Origin of the sequence: Compostibacter hankyongensis, assembly GCF_039541075.1 — a bacterium.
Lineage (GTDB): Bacteria > Bacteroidota > Bacteroidia > Chitinophagales > Chitinophagaceae > Compostibacter > Compostibacter hankyongensis.
The window spans coordinates 669745-693276 of record NZ_BAABFN010000001.1 but is presented as its reverse complement, the minus strand read 5'-3'; the positions used below and the strand labels follow the sequence as shown (position 1 = coordinate 693276).

Here is a 23532-nt window from a genome sequence, read left to right as displayed (position 1 = left end):
TTAAAATTTGACATTCACGCCAAACTGGAATATCCTGTCAAGCGGATAGATATAACCGTACTGCTGATCGATCGCCGAGGTGGCAGAAGGATGCTCCGGGTCCATGTATAAAAGGTGGGTGAAAGTGATCAGGTTATATCCGTTCAGGAATACCCTCAGGTTTTTTATCCCCAAACGGGATACATATTTGGGGGGAAGAGTATAACCGATCTCCACGCTCTTCAGACGCAGATAAGCGGCGTTCTGGAGATTTTCAAGCGTGTTGACAAAAGGCACGGTGCCGGTATAGGCAAAATGGCCCGGTATCCATGCGGTGTTGGGATCATACGGATCGGCGGCGGGATCGGCCGGATGATACCGGTCCAGGAATTGTTCCAGTGCGCCGCCGCCTGCCCAGAGGGGGGTATTCAGCTGCTCGAGGTAACTGGCGCTGACCATGCCCGCTCCCTGGAACACCAGGTTTAGATCAAAGCCTTTATAGGCAGCGCCGGCGCTGATACCATACGTGATCAGCGGCAGGCCGGTGGTAGCGATCGGATGGCTGTCGTCCAGACCGATCTGCCCGTCGCCGTTCCAGTCCTCATAACGATAGTCGCCCACGACGGTATTCCGGTTGACATAGATATCGCTGTTCTCTATGGCTTTATAATTCTCGAACTGCCCGTCCGATCCATAGCCCCAATAGATATTATTATACCGGTTGGCGGTGTAGGCGCTGTTCAGCCAGTTCAGGTAGGAGTTACCGGCCTTTGCCTGCACCCGGGTGGTATTCATGGTCCGGGTAAAGCCGAAGGTCCCCCGCAGGTTATAGGTGAACGCCCCGATATGATTGCGATGGGAAACCTCAAAATCAAAACCCTTTGTACGGTCGCCGTTCAGGTTCTCCTGCGGCAAGCCGGCGCCTACCACATCCGGCAGCGTCAGCAGCTGAGTGGCCAGCAAGCCCGACCGGTTGCGGATAAAATAATCGAACGTCACACCGATCAGCCCGTCCCAGGCTTCGAGATCCAGACCGCCATCAAACATCTTTGCAGTGTACCAGGTGATATCCGGGTTGGGTATCCCTTTATTCTGGGAAGCGTTTACAAAGGTGCCGTCGAATACTGCACCTGCGGGAAGTCCTGTCGCCGATCCGGATGCCGGATAGGTATAACCCGTTACAAACTGGTAGGCGGATGCATTATCATCTCCCGTAACGCCATACGATGCCCTTATCTTAAAATTGTCGATAAAGGACAAGACCGAGCTTTTCCAGAAATCTTCTTCAGAAACGCGCCATCCCAGCGAGCCTGCCGGGAAGAGACCCCACTGCTTTTTGGGACCGAACCGGGAGGAGCCGTCGTACCGGAACCGGAAATCCGCCAGGTATTTGGACTTATAATCATAAGTAAACGTTCCTACCACAGCGGCATTGGCGTATTTATATAAGGTATTGGGGGACATGTTGCCCTGCTGGTTAAGGCTGTTACCGGCCAGCAGCTGGTCCACCGGAATAGACAATTCCCGCTGCGCGTAAAAATTATCCGCCAGACGGTCGCTGGCTTCATAGAGCAAGAGTGCGCTTACATTATGAACATCCGAAAAGGTGCGGTTATAGTTGAGCGACAGCTGCGCCAGGTCCGTAGGATATTCATAGTATTCCCTTCTGAGGGTGCCGGGCTTTTGCTGGGGAGAAGGAAGATAGGTATCGGCGCTGGCATTATAGGAATAAAGGTTGAACGCCTTCATGAACTTTTTGCTGGTAGACATGGTAAAGTCATAGCTATACAGTCCTTTTATGCTCAGGCCTTTCACAAAGGGAACTTTATAGTTGAGGCTGGCGGACGATTGCAGCCACTTGCTGTTCAGTATCTGATACCCGCTTATATCTGCATTGGTCAGGGCGAAGGGCGATACCACGGCGGGCACGATGCCCGGATAGGCCGGATTGTCGTTGGCATAAATGGAGGTAGTGGGCGGCACATACCACAAGCTCCGGAACGACCAGTAAGGGGCATTGTAGGGCATGTTCTTCTGATCCATGATCCCGCTCAGGTTCAGCTCAAAGGTCAGGTTCCGGGATATGTCGGTACTGAGGTTGGACCGGAGGCTGTAGCGTTTATAAAAGAGATCGCCGCTCTTCAGGATACCATCCTGACCGGTATACCCGAGGCTGATGTAATAGGTGGTATGCTCGGTGCCGCCGCTGGCGCTCAGGTTATGCTGGGTTTGGGGGGCGGACGACCGGACCACGGCGCCATACCAGTCATCTGCATGCTTGGTGCCGTTGCGGTAAGCTTCCATATCGGCGTCCGTATAGGTAAGCTGGCCGCCGTTCACATTATGCATGCTCTTCTCATTCACCAGGGCCATCCAGTCCAGCACGCCTACCGTTTTCGGAAATCTGATCGGCACCTGCCATCCGTAAGAGCCGGTATAGTCAAGTTCCAGCGCGCCCTTCTTCCCTTTTTTGGTGGTCACCAGGATCACGCCGTTGGCGGCACGCACACCATATACGGCAGCCGAAGCGTCTTTCAGCACAGAGATGCTCTCGATATCGTTCGGGTCTATCCGCATGATATCTGTCCGGGGCACGCCGTCTACCACCAGCAGGGGACTTCCCATGCCGCGGATATCAAAGGAGTTGTTGAAGTCGCCCGGCTCGGCGCTGTTTTGCACTACCCGTAGACCGGGAATCTTGCCGGACAGCGTGTTGAGCACGTTCTCGTTTTTTGTGGTAACGATCTCAGCATTACTTACCGTCGACACCGCGGTGGTCAGCGATCCCTTTTTCTGGGTATTATACCCTACCACGACCACCTCATCCAGCGATGAGGAGCTTGAGGACAGGCTCACATTCAATGGCTCCTCACCGGCGACCGCTATGTGGGTAGGGCTAAAGCCCACCATGCTGAAAACAAGCGTATCCCCTGCTTTTGCGGAGATTGAAAATGCCCCGTCGGCGCCGGCCAGCGTTCCGTTGGTGGTTCCTTTGACCGAGATGCTTACGCCGGGCAAGGCAACGCCTTTGTCGTCGGTTACCGTACCCCGCACGCTAAGCGCCTGCTGGGCAAAAACAGCGGTCGACGTGAAAAGAACCGTCAGAAAAACGAGAGACGACAGCACACTGCTGCATCCGGACCGCCTTTTCGTGCTGTGTTTTTTTGAAAAAATTCTCATAATAAATATTAGTAGGTTATAGACCTATAGGGACGGTTCACAGGGAAGTAAGCAACAAAGCCGGCAGGAACGCAAGGAATACTGCATGGAGCGTTGCCTTTGCAAATCTTAATCGGAGTATATGGGTATACGTTATATCATCAGCGATAACACTTTAAAACCTGTTCCGATCCAACCGGGAGTGTTAAATTCATGTTATAATGTACAAACATACAAATTATTTCCAGCAATCCAAATAATTAAGAAATTTTTACGGGCGCCGGGCCTCCGCTTATCATCATCCCGGAAGGCAGGTTCTTATTAGAATACTATCAAATTGATTATCAATATAGAAATATTTATCGATGGGGTCTGCTCTTCCGGAGCTCTTCGCAAAACAATTTGATTTTTTCCGGGCTGCCTGTTCCTGCAAACCGATACCTGAAATGATTTCTCTTTCAAAAAATGTTATGATGTATATACATTATTTTTCCGTATACTTGCCCTTCCTAAATTCCTAAAAGTCAAGTTTTCATGAAACTACGCCTTTCTTTACTGTGTATACTGCTGTCCTTATCCCTCGTATCTTCCGCGCAGCAACCCGCAGCCGGCAACCGGCCCAACATCATATTTATTATGGCCGACGATCACGGCTACCAGGCCATTAGCGCCTGCGGGTCGAGGTTTATCCGGACGCCGAATATCGACCGTATCGCCAGGGAGGGCGCGCTCATGCAAAACGCCTTTGTGACCAACTCGATATGCAGCCCCAGCCGGGCCGTGATTTTAACAGGAAAATATTCGCATGTCAACGGCATGATGGATAACGGAACTTATTTCGACGGTAAACAGCAGACCCTCCCCAAGATATTCCGGGCAAACGGCTATCAGACGGCCATCGTAGGCAAATGGCATCTTTTCACCACACCAACCGGGTTTGATTACTGGAACATCCTTCCGGACCAGGGACATTATTACAGCCCCCATTTTATCAAGATGGGCAAGGACACCATCTATAAAGGTTATGTAACCGATATCATTACCGATCTGGCCATAAACTGGATCGATCAGCATAAAAACGCACCATTCTTCCTGATGCTGCATCACAAAGCGCCGCACCGCAACGCCATGCCACCGCTCCAATACCTGGATAAATTCAACGACGTAAAGTTTCCCCTCCCTTCCAGCTTTTATGAAGACTATACCGGGAAGCCGGCCCTGCAGCGTCAAAGCATCAGCGTAAAAAACGATCTGGATATACGGTACGACAGCAAGATACCCTGCGATTCCTGCCCCGTTACACAAATAAACAGCTGGGCGCCGGGCGAGTATCAGAAGGAGCTGGCCGGTCTTTCCCTGGAACAAAGGGCCGTATGGGACAGCGCCTATGAAAAGGAATATGAGATCTTTAAAACGTTAAAAACGAAAGATGAGGTAACCCGCTGGCAATACCAGCGCTATCTGGAGGATTATCTGCGCTGTATCATGTCGGTAGACGACAATGTCGGCCGGGTGCTCAAATACCTGGATGAAACGGGGCTGGCCAAAAATACGATCGTGGTATATACTTCCGACCAGGGATTCTACCTGGGTGAGCACGGCCTGTACGACAAGCGGTTCATGTACGAAGAAGCCTTCCGGACGCCCATGATGATCCGCTATCCCCAGGCGGTCAGGCCCGGGAACAGGCTGAAAGAATTTGTGCTGAACCTGGACCTGGCGCCCACCTTACTGGACCTGGCCGGCTTGAAGGTGCCCGCAGATATGCAGGGCGAGTCCATGAAGCCCCTGCTGATGAAGCAGAAGGTAAAGGACTGGAGGGATGAAATATATTACCACTACTATGAAAAATCATTTAACCTTACGGCGCATTATGGTATCCGCACCCGCCGGTATGCCCTGATCCATTTCTACAACCCTGTAGATGCCTGGGAATTGTACGACCTGAAGAAAGATCCGACGGAAGTGAAAAATGTATATAACGACCCGCACTACAAGGACGTGATCGCAACGCTCAAGATCCATTTAAAAGCGCTGCAGGAAAAGTACAGGGATGATATGAAGAAATAAGAGCCCGGCCCGACTACTGCAAGAGGGTCATTCCCTCCTGCTTTCCACGGTATATACAAAGCTGTCTGCCCGGTAATAACCCAGATTGAATTCTATGGGGCGGTCGCCCTGGTCATAGACAAATCTTTTCCTGAAAAGTATAGGATCGCCCGGCGTAACCTCCAGCTTGGCGGCAATATTTTTATCGGCCGTCTTGGCGCTGATCTCTTCCTTTGAAAGGTTGGCAATGACGGAATAATCGTTTTCCAGGATCTCATACAACGGCCGTTTGAAATCCTCGTCCCCCGTCAGCCCCACCCGGGGATGGAAATAAGAAACAAAATAGACAAAAGGGCCCTCAGGCTTGCCCCTCAGCCGCTCCAGCTTCAGCACCTTCTTGGCGGTGCTGATCTCAAAAAAATTGGCCACCTGCTCCTCCGGGCTGACCCAGCTGATGTGCAACTCGAAGTTCCGGATGGGAATGCCGCGGGCCTGCATCTCCTGTGAAAAGCTGAGCCAGTTATTGGACTTCGAACTCACCGAAGTTCCCGCCACCTTGGTGCCAATACCTTTTTTCCTGACGAGCAGTCCTTCATAAACCAGCTTGTTCAGGGCCTGTCTTAAAGTAGTCCGGGAAATGGCCAGCTGTTTGGCCAGGTCCACTTCATTGGGAAGAAATTTTCCGTTTACATACTGCGGGTCCTTGATGATATTGCGTAAGAGCTCTTCCGCCTGTATGTGCAGCGGGACGGGACTTTTATGATTAATCGAAAATTTCATCTGGTGTTTGTTTCGTGTAGACAAGCGTTTATGAACAATTGCATCTCCTGCTTTTAAGATGCCTTGCCGCCCTCCCGTCAGGCAATATGACACCGCCTGTCCGGAGAACAAATTTAAAAGTCATTTTGGGAATCTTCAAAATGTTTGTATGTTTGTACATATAAACATTTTCAGAAAATCATTTCCTTGTGGCTTATGCCGAAGCCGTGCAGCCCGCTTAACCGCTGCCGCCAAAGCCCGCGCCGGAGTGACGACAGCAACGCAGACATAAATGAACCCATATGGATATAAGTGTAAAAAATAAGACCAATCCGATCAAGACGAATTGGCGAGCGGGTAGCCAACCCCTGCTGCCCGTAAGGAGAATTGATGGTAATCCGCAGGGATATGACCTCTACCCTACCCATTCCCTCGGAGCGGGAAAAATCTTTCATGGCTATGCGTCGCTTGCAGCCTGGATCATCCGGCACAAGTTCGTAGCCCTGGACGGATATGCCGGAGTATTCTGGACCGACGTAAAAACAGCGCTGGAAAAGGAATTTGAGAAACAGGGCGTATCCGTATGCTGGGTCGATACGACGGATTATCTCAAATCGCCCGGGATTATCCGGGAAATGGCATCCCCCTACCTGGGAACGCCTCAATCGGTATGGGGCACAAAGACAGACCTCTCTTTAGACCGGTTTTATGATCTTAGAGAACAGATTACCCCCCGCCAGGATCATGACCTCACGCTGGTAATCGGAACCGCGGCCGCGCTGATGGCCGAAAATGCGCATCTGGTCTATCTCGACCTGCCCAAGAGCGAATTGCAGCTTCGCATGCGCGCCGGCTCGATCACCAACCTGGGCGCCGACGCACCGGAAGATGCCGGTGAAATGTACAAGCGCTTTTATTTTGTCGACTGGGTGGTATTGAACGAACACAAAAAACAGATCCTTGATAAAATTGAAGTGATCGCCGATGCGCAATGGAAAGATACGCTGAGCTGGATGGCCGGAGCCGACTTTAAGAACGCCTTGCATCAGCTGGGTAAAACGGCCTTCCGCGTACGCCCCTGGTTCGAACCGGGCGCCTGGGGCGGACAGTGGATCAAGGAACATATCGAAGGGATAAACAAGGAAGAGGTAAATTATGCCTGGTCCTTCGAGCTGATCGTTCCCGAAAACGGGCTGGTCTTTGAAAGCGACGGATACCTGCTCGAAGCTTCTTTCGATTTTCTGATGTTTCGCGAAAAGGACGCTGTGCTGGGCAACCATGCCGGAAGGTTCGGGTACGAATTTCCGGTCCGTTTCGATTTCCTGGATACCTGGGACGGCGGCAACCTCTCCATCCAGTGTCATCCTTCGCTGTCTTACATCCGGGAGAACTTCGGAGAAACCATCACCCAGGATGAAACCTATTATATACTCGATTGCCAGGAAAATGCCGAGGTGTATCTTGGCTTCCAGGACGATATAGATCCCGCATTCTTCAGAAAACAGCTCGAAGACAGCCAGGCGCAGGGAACGGTAGTGGACATACCGCGCTTCGTACAAACTTTTCCCGCGCAAAAACATGATCTTTTTCTTATTCCCAACGGTACCGTGCACAGTGCCGGCAAGGGTAATCTCGTGCTGGAGATCAGCGCCACCCCCTACATCTTTACTTTCAAGATGTATGACTGGCTCCGGCTGGACCTGAACGGAAAACCCCGGGCCATCAATATTGAACATGCCTTTAACAACCTGCAATTCGACCGTAAGGGAAAGACAGTGGCCGACGAACTGATCTCCAGACCCGTATCTTTGAAAAAGGGAACCGACTGGGAGATCATCCATCTGCCTACTCACAAAGCGCACTTTTACGATGTCCACCGCGCGGAGTTTGATACCTCCCTGACCCTGCAGACCGAAGGTTCTTTCCATGTGCTTATGCTCGTCGAAGGCACGGCCGTAGCCGTACAGATCGCCGGCCAGCCGGAAACAATATATCAATATGCAGAGACGTTCGTTATCCCTGCTGCGGCCGCATCATATACCCTCGTCAACCAGGGAACTTCCCGTGCAAAAGTGATAAAAGCATTCCTTAAAGCCTAAAAACAATGATCATGGTTTCGTTCATAAAAAAATCTTTGCTGTTGCTGTCGGCTGTCTGCATGGCGGCCGTGTCGGTAACCGCACAGGAAAAACAACCGGTGGATTATGCCGATCCCCTGCTGGGCACTTCAGAATCACGCTGGATGCTGAATCCCGGAGCTACCCTGCCCTTCGGCATGGTACAGCTCAGTCCCGATAACCAGGGAGGCGTTTGGAAATCAGGCTATGAGTATACCATCAATAACATCGGCGGCTTCAGCCATATCCATTCCTGGACGATGGCCGGCCTCTCTGTGATGCCAACGGTCGGCGTCCTCAACACCCGCCGCGGTCCCGCCGACGGCCCCACCACAGGCTGGACAACAGGCTACCGGTCCAGAATCGCAGCATCGAGCCAGCAGGCAAGCCCCGGCTATTATGCCGTAACCCTCATGAACGGCAATATCCATACGGAGCTGACCAGCACGACGCGGGCAGGCTTTTTCAGGTTTACCTACCCTGAAGAAGAAGACGCGCACATCCTGCTGGACCTGGACATTCCCTTTGAAAATACGGCGGAGATACTGGATGCCAAGTTCACCAAGATAAGCGATACCGAGATCGAAGGTTATTCAAAACAGAAGTGGAGCTGGAATGAATATACCGTTCATTTTGTCGTTCGTTTTGATAAGCCTATCGAAGGCTTCGGAGGATGGGTCGGCGACAGCATTCTAAAAAATGTAAAGGAAATAAAAGGCAAAGGCCGCATGGGAGCCTATGCGAATTTTAAGGCGCACAAAGGCGAGGTGATCCAGATGCAAAGCGCCATTTCACTGGTGAGCATCGATCAGGCCAGGCTCAACCTGGAAACAGAAATGAACCCTTTCAAGTGGAATTTTGATGCGGTACATGAGCATGCCAGGAAGGTATGGAATACCCTTTTGAGTAAAATAACGGTTGAAGGCGGCACGGAAACCAACAAAAAGAAATTTTATACCAACCTCTACCGCTCGTATGTAGCCCGCACGATCTGGAGCGATGTAAACGGCAAATACATCGATGTCAACGAAATAGAAAGACAGACGGATCCGGCTTCCCCGGTCCTGGGGTCAGATGCCTTCTGGAATACGTTCTGGAACCTGAACCAGCTCTGGACCCTGGTCAACCCTGATATCGCCAGCATGTGGGTCCGCTCATTCCTGGAGATCTATAAAACGGGAGGGTGGCTCCCCAAAGGCCCCGCCGGTATCGAATACTCGGGCATCATGGAGGCATCCCACGAAATATCGCTGATGGTAAGCGCTTATCAGAAGGGTATACGTGATTTTGATGTACCCCTGGCATTTAAGGCCATGATCCACCAGCAGACCACGCCGGGCATCCGGACAAAAGAGGGCGGCTTTGCCGGGAATAAATATTATGAATCCTACCTCAAGCTCGGCTATGTGCCCAACGAAGAAGGACAGGTCTCCAATACGCTTGAGTATGCGTATGACGACTGGTGCGTGGCCGAAATGGCAAAAGCGCTGGGTAAAACCCGGGAGTACAAGACATTTATCAGGCGCGCCGGAAACTATAAAAACGTATTTGATCCCTCGGTAAAATATGTGCGGATGAAAAACCGGGACGGCAGCTGGGTAAAAGACTGGACGCCTTACTGCTGCACCAGCTTTAACGGCCCCGGATACCTGGAAGGGAACGCCTGGCAATACAGCTTCTTCAATCCCCACGATGTGCAGGGCATCATCAACCTCATGGGCCAGGACGAATTCAACAACCGGCTGGACGAAGGGTTTAAGAAATCGGCCCGGTACGATTTTAATGCCGAAGGCGATCTCTATGATCTTGTTCCCATCAACCACGGCAACCAGCCCAATATGGAAGCGGCATGGCTGTTCAACTATTCGGGCAAGCCCTGGCTCACCCAGAAATGGACACGCGAGATCATGAACAAATACTACGGCTCCACGCCTTACCACGGATGGCTGGGCGATGAGGACGAGGGCCAGATGGGAGCCTGGTTCGTCATGAGCGCCATGGGATTATTTGAAACCGACGGAGGCGCTTCGGCAAAACCTTTCTACGAGATCGGAAGCCCGATCTTTGACAAGATCACCATACACCTCGATAACAAATATTATTCGGGGAAGACCTTTGTAATAGAGGCCAGGAATACCTCTGATACGAACCGCTATATCCAGTCGGCCATCCTGGACGGGAAGCCGCTGAACAAGCCCTGGTTCTATCATTCCGACCTGGTAGACGGCGGGAAGCTGGTGCTCGAGATGGGACCGGAACCCAACAAAAAATGGGGCAGCGGTCCGCAGGACGCTCCTCCTTCGATGTCCCGCAGAAAATAGCTTTCAGGTTCAGCAGCAAACACTAACCGACGATCATGGATAAAGGGAAAAGAAACATCTATCTTCTGGGCATAACCGTTGTAGCGTCGCTGGGCGGTCTGCTCTTCGGCTTCGACATGGCCGTAATATCCGGCGTGCTGCCCCTGGTGCAGCAGCAGTTTTCATTATCCGCCGTCCAGCAGGGGTGGTTCGTATCTTCGGCGCTGGTGGGCTGCATTACGGGCGTGGCCTTTTCAGGAGAGCTGAGCGACCGGTTCGGACGGAAGAAGCTGCTCATGCTGTCGGCCTCGCTTTTCCTGCTGTCGGCCCTGGGATGCGCCCTGCTGCCCTCTCTGTCCTGGATCATCGCCGCCCGCCTCGTCGGGGGCATCGGCATCGGGATCGCCTCCAACGTGGTACCCCTGTACATATCGGAAATAGCTCCGGCCCGGGTAAGGGGCCGGCTGGTCACCTACTACCAGTTTGCGCTGACCTTCGGCATTCTGGTAGCCTACCTGACCAATGCCGGGCTGCTGAGCTTTTCGCTAAACAAAGATGCCGCCGACAGTCTCTTTAACCGGCTTTTTGTCGGCGAGGTATGGAGAGGCATGTTTGGCATCGGGGTTTTTCCGGCCCTGCTGTTTCTGACCGGGCTGTTTCTGGTTCCCGAAAGTCCGCGCTGGCTGATACAAAAGGGTAGGTTCAATCAGGGAAAGGACATCCTGGCCAAAATAACCGGCGAAGACGACGCCATCCGGGATACCGGGCAGATCCGGCAAAGTCTTACCGAAGAGACGGCCTCGTATCGCACCCTCTTTTCCCCGGCCATGCGCAAGGCCATGCTCCTGGGTATCCTGCTTCCCTTGTTTTCCCAGTTCAGCGGAATAAATGCCATTATTTATTACGGCCCCACCATCCTGAACAACGCAGGCATCTCGCTCAGCAATTCATTGCTCAGCCAGATCATCTTCGGGGTGGCGAACATGCTGTTTACCCTGATCGCCATCTGGAAGGTGGACAGCCTGGGCAGACGCCCCCTGTATCTGATCGGGACGGCAGGCGCCACCGTTATGCTGTTCCTGACCGGCCTGTGCTTTTTTACCGGCGCCACGGCCAGCATCTGGCTGCTGCTGTGCGTGCTCGCCTTCCTCGCCTGCTTCGCATTCTCCATCGGCCCGTTAAAGTTCGTGGTGGCTTCCGAAATATTTCCGAACGCCATCCGGGGCAGGGCCATGGCCGTAAGCATCATGACGATGTGGGTAGCCGATACCATCGTCGGGCAGCTGACACCCATACTTTTAAAAGCATGGGGGACCTACAGCACCTTCTGGTTCTTTGGCTTATTCTGCCTGATCGCCTTTATAACCGTCTTTAAGCTCTTGCCCGAAACAAAAGGCAAATCACTCGAACAGATCGAGCATTACTGGAAGAAAACCAATTGAAACAGCCAGGTTTTCAGACCGTGCAACGCGGACAATATCGCGATGCAGCGAATTAAACCATAACGCATGAATAACCTTTGGGCGATAGGAGCCGATATCGGAGGCTCGCACATCACGGCGGCCCTGGTCGATCTTAAAAAGAAAACAATTGCTCCCGACTCCCTGGTGAGAAATAGGCTCGATTCAAAGGCCGGCGCGGACGACATCATCGGGATCTGGAGCAAAACCATCTCGGAAGCGGGAAGAGGATTGCCGGTCAGCAATATCGGCATCGCCATACCGGGACCTTTTGATTACGAAAACGGGATTTCTCTTATTAAAGACCAGAATAAGTACGAATCGCTGTACGGGCTGGATGTGAAAACGCTGCTGGCCCAAAGACTGAACGGGTCTTCCGGGGATATCTGTCTGCGGAACGACGCCGCCTGCTTTTTACTGGGAGAAACCTTCAGCGGATCAGGCCGGGGATATGAGCAGGCGATAGGCATCACGTTGGGTACCGGTCTCGGTACCTCGAAGTTCCGGGACGGACAGGCCTGCGACGCAGGTCTTTGGAAGGCCCCTTTTAAGGATAGCATGGCAGAAGATTACTTATCGACCCGCTGGTTTGTAAAAAGATTTTTCGAATTAACCGGCCGGGAGGTAAGCGGGGTCAGGGAATTGTCCGGACAGGCCGGACGAGACCCCAACGTAAAAGCGGTCTTTGATGAGTTCGGGAAAAATCTCGCATTGTTTGTAAAGCATTTCATCAGGAAGGAGACCCCGCAGGTGGTCATCATGGGTGGAAATATCATGCAGGCCTATGCATTTTTTGAGTCCATATTGAAAGAAGACATAAGCCGGGAATTCCCCGGGGTAGCGATCCGGAAAGCCGCCTTCGGAGAAGAGGCTGCCTTAATCGGAGCCGCCAGCTGCCGGTACCGGGAACTGTCAGGCGACAAGACTTCCGGATAAACTGATCCGACAGGCAAACCCTCCTCAGACCGATAAATGATAACAGATGAAAAGGAAATCTTCAAACAAAAAGCTATGCATACTGGGCCTGATGATCGCCATGGCCGGCATCTGTCATCCCGGAGCAAGGGCGCAAGGTTCCGCAAACCTGACACAGTTCGTTGATCCCAATATCGGGACAGCGCATTGCCGCTGGTTTTTCTATACCCCCGGCGCCGTGCCCTTCGGGATGGCCAAGCCTGCCCCCGCTACCAACGGACACTATGGTAATGCCGGCGGCTGGGAGGCGGTAGGCTACGACTTCAGACATACCTCCATAGAAGGATTTCCAAACTTCCACGAATTTCAGATAGGCGGCATCGTCTTTGCCCCGCTGACCGGAAAGCTGCAGACCGTTCCCGGTACCCTGGAGGATCCGGATTCCGGGTACCGCTCCCGCTTTGATCATAAAGACGAAACGGCTACTACCGGATACTACTCGGTCTGGCTAAAGGATTACCGGATAAAGGCCGAGCTTACCGCTACGAAGCGGGTGGCCTTTCACCGTTATACCTTTCCGGAAGGAAAAGATTCCTATATCCTTTTTGATATCGGCAACCGTCAGGGCGAAAGCGGTCCGGTGAAGGATGCGAAGGTGTACATCACCCCGGAAGGTAGCGTGGAAGGCTTTGTCACCACCCTGCCGGTATATGTCCAGAAGTACCAGCCTGGCGCCGAGGTAACGATGTATTTCTCCGCCGTGCTCGATAAAAAGCCGGTCTCGTATGGCGTTTTCAGGGGAAAAGAAATTACCGCCGGGAAAAGTGAGATATCCGGAAAGGGTGCAGGGCTTTACCTGAAATTTGCTACCCGGGAAAACGAGCCGGTTACCCTAAAAGCAGGACTCTCCTATACTTCTGTCGAAAACGCGCGGCTGAATCTTCAGACAGAAGCGTCCGGACTGAGCTTCGACCAGGCCAAAACGCGCGCGATGTCTACCTGGAATGATTATCTGGGACGGATCAGGGTGGAAACGCCGGTGCGGGAAAACAAGGTAAAATTCTATACCGGATTGTATCATGCGTTACTGGGGCGGGGGCTGGCCAGCGATGTCAACGGCGCTTATCCGAAACACGACGGCACTGTCGGCCAGATCCCGCTGGACAGGAACAACCGTCCCCTGTACAACCATTATAACACCGATGCCGTATGGGGCGCTTACTGGAACCTGACACAGCTGTGGGCTTTGGCATACCCGGAATATTATTCCGACTTTATAAAAAGCCAGCTCCTGGTATTTAAGGATGCCGGCTGGCTGGGCGATGGCATCGCCAACAGCCGGTATGTATCGGGCGTCGGGACGAATTTCGTGAGCCTGATCATGGCGGGCGCTTACATGGCGGGCATCCGGGACTTTGACGTCAACCTGGCCTATCAGGCGGCTTTAAAAAATGAGACAGGTTGGAAAGACCGGCCCCGGGGCGCCGGAAAGCTTGACGTAGACCGATTTCTGAAATACGGCTTTGTGAATCATATCGATCAGAGCGACGAATGGGTGGAGACCTGGAAGTTCTCCGCCTCGCACACCCTTGAATATTCCTTTAGCGCGTATGCCGTGGGCCAGTGGGCGAAGCTCCTGGGAAAAGAGCAGGATTACAAGCAACTGATGCGCTTATCCCGGGGCTGGGAACATCTTTTTGATACAAGCCTCAGGCTGATCCGGCCCAAATACGCCAACGGGAAATTCATCGATAACTTTAAACCCGAGGAGCCCTGGCGGGGATTCCAGGAGGGCAATGCGCTTCAATATACTTTTTTTGTTCCCCACGATCCCCAAACCCTGATAGACAAGATCGGGAAGGACAGCTTTAACATCCGGCTGAACCATATTTTTGAAACTTCCCGGAAAAACAGCTTCGGGGGTGGAACAAAAATAGATGCTTTCTCGGGTCTTGCCGGTCTTTATAACCACGGCAACCAGCCCTGTCTGCATATCTCCTGGCTGTTTAATTTTTCAGGGAAGCCCTCGCTTTCCCAGAAATGGGTAAGGGCCATCTGCGACGAATTTTACGGAACCGAAGGCATACACGGTTACGGGTATGGACAAGATGAGGACCAGGGTCAGCTCGGCGCCTGGTATGTGATATCCAGCATGGGCTTATTCGACGTCAAAGGACTCACCGATATCCATCCCACTATGGGATTGGGCAGCCCGTTGTTTGACAAGATCACGATCCGCCTGAACCGGCATTATTATCCCGGCCGGCAATTTGTTATCGAAACAAAAAACAGCAGCAAGGAAAACATCTATGTCCAGTCTTTTGACCTGAACGGAAAACGCCTGCACAAACCATTCATCCCGTTTGAAGCGATAAAGAAGGGAGGAAAGCTGATCCTGGAGATGGGGGATCAGCCGAAAGACGATTACTGAGGCCGGCTATACCGCCCACAGCTCCTTGCTGTATTTGTTGCGGTACTCTACCGGGGACAGGCCCGTGATCTTTTTAAAGATGCTGCGGAATGCCTTAGTATCGGAATAGCCTACATCGTACATCAGCTCGTTGATGGTTTTTCCGCCGGCCTCGAGGTTTTTCTTGGCCGCCTCCATCTTTACCCGTTGTATATATTCCACGACCGTATTGGAAGTAGCTTTTTTAAAGCGACGCTCAAAATTCCTTCGCCCCAACGCCAGCATATCCGTCAGCTGCTCTACGCTGATCTTGTCCCGGTAATTCTTTTCGATAAACTCCTGGGCTCTTTTCACCGGCTCGTCCTCATGATCTTTCTGCCCCTGAAAAATGATAAAGGGCGACTGGCTGGAGCGTTCTATATCGATCTGAAAGACCTTGGAGCAATAAACGGCGGCCTCCCGCCCGGCATACTTTTCAATGATGTACAGGATAAGGTTGGCCGAAGAAAAGGCGCCCCCGCTGGAGTAAATGCCGTGTTCATCGGTGATGATCTTGTCGGTGACCAGATCCACCTCCGGGAACATGGCCCGGAAGGCCTCGGCAGCCTGCCAATGCGTGGAACAGCTTTTCCCGTTTAACAGCCCCGTCGAAGCCAGCAGGAAAGAGCCCACGCACATGCTGGCCATTTCCGCACCGGCTTTGTATTGCCGCACTATCCAGGGAATGAACGCCTGGTTCTGCTTCAGACTCCGGCGTATATCATCGCTAAAGGCCGGCACGATGATCAGGTCGGTGCTCCTGATCTCCTGTACCAGCACATCGGGCCGCACCGTATACATGCCGTTGCCGAGCCGGACGGTCTTTGAAAGCCCGGCCAGCTGAACGGTAAACAGCGGAGCTTTTCCGGCATTTTCCAAAAAGCGGTTTACTTCCAGAAAACCATTCCTTGAGTTTTCTATGCTCCCCAGGTGGCTTCCGGCCGCTACGAGGATCGAAACGTGTTTCTGTTGCATTTGCTGTTCTTTTTTTAGTCCTGTAAAACCGGCGCTCACCGCTCCATCCTATTCCACCCTGCCGGCCCCGATGCATAAACAAAGCTATGCAAAGATTTTGTCGCAATCAACCCCGCATATTGCCGTATTTGCACCCCTCGTCACAAAAGGAAGGGACCTACATTTGTATCGTAACAAACAACCCACAGATGAGAAAGCTCATTACCTTTAACATGATGTCCCTCGACGGCTTCTTTGAAGGCCCCGGAGGCGAACTGGACTGGCATCATGTGGACGGAGAGTTTAACGAATTTGCTCTTGAACAGATAGGGACGGCCGACACGCTTTTATTCGGAAGAAAGACCTATGAGCTCATGGCCGGCTACTGGCCCACTCCGGAAGCCGCCACCGACGATCCGGCTGTGGCTTCGATCATGAACAGCTATCCTAAAATCGTTTTTTCGGAAACGCTGGACAAAGCAGACTGGAACAATACCCGGCTGGTGAAGGAGCCGGTCGCGGAAGCGGTAACCCGGCTGAAGCAGCAGCCCGGAAAAGATATGCTCCTGTTGGGGAGCGCCTTCCTTTCGTCGACCCTTATGCAGCACCGCCTGATCGATGAATTTCGGGTGATGATCAATCCCGTCGTCCTGGGAAAAGGAAATCCTTTATTCCTGCCGGCACAGGATAAGCTTGAGCTGCAGCTTTTAAAAGTAAAGGTGTTCAATTCCGGAAATGTGCTGCTTTTCTATCAACCGGTCCGGAAGTAGATCTTGTTGCAACCTTAACTCGACATACCATGGAAAACAAAAAGGCGCCCGCCCGGAATGTGGATGAATATATAGCAGATTCTCCCGAGAGCGTCCGGCCATTGCTGGAGCAGCTCCGCACGACCATAAAAAAGGCCGCTCCCGGTGCCGAGGAGAAGATCAGCTACGCCATACCTGCGTTTATCCTCCATGGCCATCCCGTCGCTTATTTTGCCGCCTTTAAAAAGCACATCGGATTTTACCCCGCGCCGAGACAGCATCCCCTGTTTGAAAAGACGCTGGCCGCCTACAAAGGCGGGAAAGGGACCGTACAGTTCCCGCTGGACAGCCCCCTGCCGCTGGACCTGATTCGCAAAATGGTAAAGTACAGGGCAGAGCAAGCCCGGGCGAGGAAGGTCTGAAAACAAAAACATGAATGCCAAAATATAACCGCTAACCTTAAAACACAATGTATGGAAACAACAAACACAAAAAAGGGAAGCCGCATTACGGGATGGATACTCAGCATCCTGGCCATCCTTTTCCTGCTCTTTGACGGTGTCGGTAAACTCGCAAAGCCGGAAGCCGTTATCAAAGGGACCACTGAACTCGGCTACCCCGAAACCGTCATCACGGGGCTCGGCGTAGTATTGCTCATCAGCACGGTGCTGTATGCCCTTCCCCGCGTTTCCTTCCTGGGAGCCGTGTTGCTCACCGGCTATCTGGGTGGGGCTGTGGCCACCCATGTACGGGTAGGCAACCCGCTTTTCTCGCACATCCTCTTCCCCGTTTATCTGGGCTTGCTCATCTGGATAGGATTGTATCTGCGAAACAGTCATTTAAGACAACTGGTCACACATAAACCCGCCTGATATGAAAAAGATAATGACCTGCCTCTGGTTTCCCCACCAGGCCGAAGAAGCGGCAACCTTTTATACCGCTCTTTTCAAAAATTCAAAAATTACGGATATCCTCCGTAATACCGGGGACGTCCCGGACAGTCCGGAAGGTGTTGTAGTTGCAGTAGGCTTCAGCCTGGAAGGCGAGCAGTTCATGACCCTGAACGGACGTACGGAATCCGGATTTAACCCCGCTATTTCCTTTATCGTCAACTGCCGGACGGACGGTGAGATAACAGCGCTCTGGGATAAGCTTTCCGCCGGCGGCCAGGTACTGATGCCGCTGGATAAGTATCCCTTCAGCGACAAATATGGATGGGTGCAGGATAAATACGGACTCTCCTGGCAGCTGATGCTGAGCGAAGCCGAGCCCCAGCAAAAAATAATGCCCTCCCTGATGTTCACGGGCAAAGCAGCCGGAAAGGCGGAAGAAGCCATCAATTTCTACAGCGCTCAATTTGAAGAGGCAAGGGTGGTCAGTATCTTCCGTTACGGAGCAGACCGGCAGCCGGACAGGGAAGGAACCGTTATGTTCGCTGATTTTATCCTGGCCGGCCAATGGTTTGCCGCCATGGACAGCGCACATGAGCACAAGGCGGCATTCAATGACTCCATCTCTTTTGTCGTAAACTGCGACACCCAGGAAGAGGTGGACGCTTACTGGAAAAAGCTGACCGAAGGTGGACAGGAAGTGGCCTGCGGATGGCTGACCGACCGGTTCGGGATATCCTGGCAGATAACGCCGAGGATGCTGTTCAAAATGCTGCAGAGCAAGGATAAGGAAAAGGCAAAAAGAACCATGCAGGCCATGATGAAAATGATAAAGCTGGATATCGCCCAACTGGAACAGGCTTAGCACAAAGCAGCCGGATCAAAATGAAAAGCATGCGCTCGCATAAGGTGGAAGTATTCAGGACCAACGTCGGAGGAATGCCCGAGGCCCAAAAGCTGCTGGCGCTGCTGCTCCGGCATTTCCCGGATACCAAGATAAATTTCGACCTCGAGGATTGCGACAGGATACTGCGGGTGGAGGGAAAGGATTTTGCACCGGAAAAGGTGATGCGGCTGCTGCAGGAACACGGATTCAGCTGCAGCGTCCTGCCGTAGGATACGTCCGGGAGGGAGGGCACCGGCATACCCCCGAAAGATTTATTTTTGTCGCATGGAAAATGTCGGCATCATCATCATGCTGCTGTTCGGGATCGCCTTTCTGGGGGTACTCAGCAACAAATACAGGTTTCCCTTCCCGGTAATCCTGGTGCTCTCCGGTCTGCTCATCAGCCTGATACCGGGCCTGCCCTCCATCAACCTCAACCCGGATATCGTATTCATCATCTTCCTGCCGCCCCTCTTATACGGAGCGGCCTGGAATACAAACTGGCTCAGCTTCAAAAGCGCCATACGGCCGATCTCCTTTGCCGCCATAGGCCTGGTACTGCTGACGACAGGGCTTGTGGGCATCATCGCCCACGCGCTCATCCCCGGACTGGGCTGGCCCTTATCGTTCCTGCTCGGCGCCATTGTATCCCCGCCCGATGCGGTAGCCGCCACCTCAGTCACCAAGGGACTGGGGCTGAGTCCCAGGATCATTACCATACTCGAAGGGGAGAGCCTGGTCAATGATGCCAGCGGTCTGATCGCGTACAAATATGCCTTAACGGCCGTCATGGCGGGCAACTTCGTGCTGTGGCAGGCCGGGCTTAATTTTCTGCTGGTGGTAGCCGCCGGCATCGGCATCGGTCTGGCCATCGGGTATGTGATGTACCTCGTGCACAAGAAGTTCATCTGCGACCCGATCATCGAGGTAACGCTGACCTTCCTCACGCCCTTTACCTCCTATCTCATTGCCGAGCATTTCCACTTTTCCGGTGTGCTGGCCGTGGTCACCACGGGTCTTTATCTTTCCTTCCGCTCCAGCGAAATATTCAGCCACCAAAGCCGGATCATGACCTATTCGGTCTGGGAGGTGGTCATCTTTATCCTGAACAGCCTTATCTTCATCCTGATCGGCCTGCAGCTGCGCGGCGTTGTCCGGGGCATCAGCGCTTATTCCCCCGGCGCCCTGGCCCGGTACGCCATTGTCATCAGCGCGGTGGTCATCCTGATACGGTTTGTCTGGATCATCCCGGCGGCCCTGCTGCCGCAATATTTTAACCGCCGTGTTCCCGAAAAGGACAAGCTCGACGCCCGCAATATGGTCGTGTTCGGATGGGCCGGGATGCGGGGCGTCGTTTCGCTGGCCGCGGCCCTTGCCCTGCCACCCACCCTGCTGAACGGCGCTGCTTTTCCCAACCGGGACCTGGTCATCTTCCTGACTTTTTGCGTGATCCTCTCCACGCTGGTTCTGCTGGGCTTTACCCTGCCCTGGGTAGTACGGCGGCTGAAGATCATGCCTTATTCCATTGCAGTGGAAGAATACGAGATACGCAACTTCATCGTCAGCCACACCATCACCCATATTGAAGAAACCCTTTCTCTGCTCCCGGATGCCCTGCTTCACAATATCAAAAGCAAGTACGAGGTGAAATACAACCGGCTGCAAAAGTCCGATCTGCCGGCCAATTACTTCGGGCAGGGCAAAACGCTGGAGGGAAAGATCTTCAACGAATTCTCCAAGCTGCAGATCGACCTGATCAATGTGGAAAGGGAAAATCTCCAAAAGCTGCACCGCTCCGGACAGGCCGGCGAAGAAATCACCCGGAAGATCGAACGGGAGCTGGACCTCGAAGAAACCCGGCTGCAAATGGAGATGTACATGGGCTGAAAAAAGTTATATTTTTTCTTATATTGGCTCTCAGAAACCTTTAACCTTTCGCCTTTTGCCGTTAACCATTTGCTAACGATATTCCATCCTTATGAAGAAAAACGCTTATTCCCCTTCCCGCAGGAAGTTCCTGGGCAACGCGGCTGCAGCCGCCATCACCCCACCCTTTATCCTCCGCTCGCTCGGCAGCTTCGGCCCCGGCGCACAGCCCGGTAAAAGGCTTCGCCATGCCAGCATCGGGGTGGGCGGCATGGGGGCTCACGACCTGCAAAACTTCAAGTCCCATCCCCAGGTGGACATCGTCGCCATCTGCGATGTGGATGCAGGTCATCTGAAAAGCGCCGCTGCCGTAGTTCCCGGGGCACGTACCTACAGGGACTGGCGGGAGCTGCTGGAAAAGGAAAAAGATAACATCGATTCCGTGAACGTAACCGTTCCGGACCACAACCACTTTATCATTGCCAGTCATGCCATCGCCGCCGGCAAGCATGTGTACTGCCAGAAGCCGCTGTGCCACGACGTGGCCGAGGTGCGTGCACTTACCCGGGCTGCGGTGCGTGCAGGGGTCGTCACCCAGCTGGGCACACAGGTGGCGGCTACGGTGGGCGACCGTACCGGAGTACAATGGCTCAGAGAAGGTATCGTGGGCAAGATCAAACATGCTTACCTCTGCTCCAACCGCCCGGGCGCAGTGGAAGCCTACCGGCTGGTGGGACCGCGGCCGGCAAAAGGTGAGACGCCGCCTGCAGAGCTGAACTGGGAGATATGGACGGGCACTGCGCCCATGCGGCCCTATGCCCCGGGCATCTATCATCCTACCAAATGGAGGGCCTGGCAGGACTTCGGCACCGGCTGGTCCGGCGATATCGGCTGTCATATATTCGATCCCGTATGGAAAGGCCTGGAGCTGAAGACGCCTCTTTCGGTGACCGCCGAGGTACAGCAGTCCTGGCGTGATTCCCCGGCGCGCCGGGGAGATACCTGGCCGCAGAGCAACCATATTACCTGGAAGTTTCCCCCCAGCGAACGCACCGATCCCGGGGGGCTGACCGTGGAATGGTTCGACGGGGAATTTTATCCGCCGGAGGAAATCCGCGCCTTATATTCGGTTGAAAAATATCCCGCCGAGTCGTCTATCCTGATCGGGTCGGAAGGCGCCCTGCTGATCCCCCATCAGGGAACGCCGGTGCTGCTGCCCGAATCGAAATTCAAAGATCACAAAAGACCGGACATGCAGGATCAGAACCATTATCACAACTTTGTAAACGCCTGCCTGGGCGGCCCGGGTACCGAGTCATTTTTCGCACGCTCCGGTCCCATGACGGAAACGGTGCTGCTGGGCACCGTAGCCATCCGCGTTCCCGACACCCTGCTGGAATGGGATGCCGAGCATCTGAAGTTTCCCAACCACCCGGAAGCGGAAAAATATCTCCGGCGCAGCTACCGGCATGGCTGGGATGATATAAAGGTATAGAGACCGCATAACCCGATAATTTGATTATCTTACTTTCCCTATTGAGCTAACGATTATGGATAACTTTTCGAACAGCCGGCGCCATTTTCTGAAAGGAGCGACGGCCACTGTGGCCCTTTCCGCCCTGAGCGGCAGCGCCCTTGGATTTCTGCGGCCCGCAAAAGAATACCGCGTGGCCCTGATCGGCACCGGATGGTACGGCAAAAGCGACCTCTTTCGCCTGATCCAGGTCGCCCCGGTCAAGGTGGTCGCCCTCTGCGATGCGGATCAGCATCAGCTGGATAAGGCCGCGAAGATGGTCAGCCAGCGGCAGCAATCGCATGAAACGCCCAAGCTTTACCGGGATTACCGGAAGCTGCTGGCGGAAAACAAGCTGGACATCGTGCTGATCGGAACGCCCGATCACTGGCATGCCCTGCAGGCCATAGCCGCCATGAAAGCCGGCGCCCACGTATACGTGCAGAAGCCGATCAGCGTCGATGTAACGGAAGGAGAAGCCATGGTGGCCGCCGCGCGCAAATACAACCGCGTAGTGCAGGTGGGCACCCAGCGCAAAAGCACGCCCCATCTCATCGATGCCAAGGAAACCATCGTGGATAAGGGTCTGCTGGGCAAGGTATCCCATGTGGAAATGTGCTGTTATTATCATATGCGCGCCAACGGCAACCCGCCGGTACAGCCCGTACCCGACTTCTTCGATTACGAAATGTGGACGGGGCCGGCGCCCCTGCGCCCCTATGACGGCATTCCGCATGTCCGCTGGTGGCGCACTTTTATGGAATACGGCAACGGGCTGCTGGGCGATATGTGCATCCACATGTTCGATACCGTACGCTGGATGCTGCAGCTCGGATGGCCCAAGCGGATCAGCTCCACAGGAGGCATCTATGTCCAGAAGGAAGGCAAGTCCAATATCACCGATACCCAGTCTGCGCTGTTTGAATACGACGAGCTCAACTGCATCTGGCAGCACCGTACCTGGGGCACACCGGCCGATCCGGATTACCCCTGGTCCTTCAAGCTGTATGGTGAAAAAGGAACCCTCGAAGCCAGCACCATGCGGTATGATTTTATCCCCGAAGGCAAAGGAGAGAAAATCCATAAGGACGTCGTATATGAGAAAGAAAAATACCCGGAAGACCTTACCGAGCCGGATATCGAGTTAAATGCCGCACCCGCCACCCGGCAGCACATGCGCAACTTCCTCCAGGCTATCGAACGCGGAGGACGTCCCGTGGCAGATATCGAGCAAGGACATATCTCCACCGCCAGCTGCATCATGGCCAACCTGTCCATGAAAACGGGACGGCCTATCGTATATGATCCGGAAAAACGTGAGATCGTCGGCGATCCCGAAGCAAATGCCCTGCTACGGCGCAGCTACCGCGGCCCCTGGGAACATCCCGACCGGGCCACCGTCTGAGTCGCCGGATAGCAGACCGCAGGCTGTCCCTTCGGACAGCCAATGCCGGATGGAGACCGGGTTACGCAGGTCCTGGCGACTA

At 53.5% G+C, this 23532-nt stretch carries 17 protein-coding genes; 14 read left to right on the top strand and 3 right to left on the bottom strand.

Annotation, left to right across the window (positions count from 1 at the left end):
• Complete coding sequence (locus ABD851_RS02860) at positions 1-3159, bottom strand: SusC/RagA family TonB-linked outer membrane protein (RefSeq protein ID WP_344975036.1); 3159 nt, start codon at positions 3157-3159, stop codon at positions 1-3.
• Between the two features lie 513 nt (positions 3160-3672).
• Between ABD851_RS02860 and ABD851_RS02855 the strand changes: the two genes are divergently transcribed.
• A complete protein-coding gene (locus ABD851_RS02855) occupies positions 3673-5208 on the top strand; it encodes a sulfatase family protein (RefSeq protein ID WP_344975034.1) in 1536 nt (511 codons plus the stop codon).
• Between the two features lie 27 nt (positions 5209-5235).
• Here the strand turns inward: ABD851_RS02855 and ABD851_RS02850 are convergent, their stop codons facing one another.
• Positions 5236-5967: a GntR family transcriptional regulator gene (locus ABD851_RS02850; RefSeq protein WP_344975032.1), complete on the bottom strand. Its 732-nt coding sequence runs from the start codon at positions 5965-5967 to the stop codon at positions 5236-5238.
• Positions 5968-6248: 281 nt separating this feature from the next.
• Here ABD851_RS02850 and ABD851_RS02845 point away from each other — a divergent pair, with 281 nt between their 5' ends.
• From ABD851_RS02845 to ABD851_RS02825, 5 genes are all read left to right on the top strand, one after another.
• Complete coding sequence (locus tag ABD851_RS02845; protein ID WP_344975029.1) at positions 6249-8045, top strand: class I mannose-6-phosphate isomerase; 1797 nt, start codon at positions 6249-6251, stop codon at positions 8043-8045.
• 11 nt (positions 8046-8056) lie between these two features.
• Positions 8057-10384, top strand: coding sequence for a GH92 family glycosyl hydrolase (locus ABD851_RS02840; RefSeq protein WP_344975026.1), 2328 nt, complete (start codon positions 8057-8059; stop codon positions 10382-10384).
• Between the two features lie 35 nt (positions 10385-10419).
• Positions 10420-11805, top strand: a complete 1386-nt coding sequence (locus tag ABD851_RS02835) for a sugar porter family MFS transporter (protein WP_344975022.1) — start codon at positions 10420-10422, stop codon at positions 11803-11805.
• A gap of 66 nt (positions 11806-11871) precedes the next feature.
• Positions 11872-12759: an ROK family protein gene (locus tag ABD851_RS02830; protein ID WP_344975019.1), complete on the top strand. Its 888-nt coding sequence runs from the start codon at positions 11872-11874 to the stop codon at positions 12757-12759.
• 46 nt (positions 12760-12805) lie between these two features.
• Positions 12806-15169 carry a GH92 family glycosyl hydrolase gene (locus tag ABD851_RS02825; protein WP_344975017.1) on the top strand — a complete coding sequence of 788 codons (2364 nt, stop codon included), beginning with the start codon at positions 12806-12808 and terminating at the stop codon, positions 15167-15169.
• A gap of 6 nt (positions 15170-15175) precedes the next feature.
• Here ABD851_RS02825 and ABD851_RS02820 read toward each other — a convergent pair whose 3' ends face one another.
• Entirely contained in the window at positions 15176-16162 is a 987-nt protein-coding gene (locus ABD851_RS02820) for a GlxA family transcriptional regulator (RefSeq protein ID WP_344975014.1), read from the bottom strand.
• A 188-nt stretch (positions 16163-16350) separates the two neighbouring features.
• On the opposite strand from ABD851_RS02820, the gene ABD851_RS02815 reads away from it, so the two are divergent.
• The 8 genes from ABD851_RS02815 (at position 16351) to ABD851_RS02780 (ending at position 23450) form a co-directional block, all read left to right on the top strand.
• Positions 16351-16911, top strand: a complete 561-nt coding sequence (locus ABD851_RS02815; protein ID WP_344975011.1) for a dihydrofolate reductase family protein — start codon at positions 16351-16353, stop codon at positions 16909-16911.
• A 29-nt stretch (positions 16912-16940) separates the two neighbouring features.
• A complete protein-coding gene (locus tag ABD851_RS02810) occupies positions 16941-17312 on the top strand; it encodes an iron chaperone (RefSeq protein ID WP_344975008.1) in 372 nt (123 codons plus the stop codon).
• Positions 17313-17363: 51 nt separating this feature from the next.
• The gene (locus tag ABD851_RS02805) at positions 17364-17762 is read left to right on the top strand and encodes a DoxX family protein (protein ID WP_344975005.1); all 399 of its coding nucleotides are present in this window, start codon (positions 17364-17366) and stop codon (positions 17760-17762) included.
• 1 nt (position 17763) lies between these two features.
• Positions 17764-18645 (top strand): VOC family protein, encoded by an 882-nt coding sequence (locus ABD851_RS02800; RefSeq protein ID WP_344975002.1) that lies wholly within the window; start codon positions 17764-17766, stop codon positions 18643-18645.
• A 29-nt stretch (positions 18646-18674) separates the two neighbouring features.
• Positions 18675-18896, top strand: a complete 222-nt coding sequence (locus ABD851_RS02795) for a hypothetical protein (protein WP_344974999.1) — start codon at positions 18675-18677, stop codon at positions 18894-18896.
• Positions 18897-18951: 55 nt separating this feature from the next.
• A complete protein-coding gene (locus ABD851_RS02790; RefSeq protein WP_344974996.1) occupies positions 18952-20553 on the top strand; it encodes a Na+/H+ antiporter in 1602 nt (533 codons plus the stop codon).
• A gap of 91 nt (positions 20554-20644) precedes the next feature.
• Entirely contained in the window at positions 20645-22027 is a 1383-nt protein-coding gene (locus ABD851_RS02785) for a Gfo/Idh/MocA family protein (protein WP_344974993.1), read from the top strand.
• Between the two features lie 55 nt (positions 22028-22082).
• Complete coding sequence (locus ABD851_RS02780; protein WP_344974990.1) at positions 22083-23450, top strand: Gfo/Idh/MocA family oxidoreductase; 1368 nt, start codon at positions 22083-22085, stop codon at positions 23448-23450.
• Positions 23451-23532 lie beyond the last annotated feature (82 nt).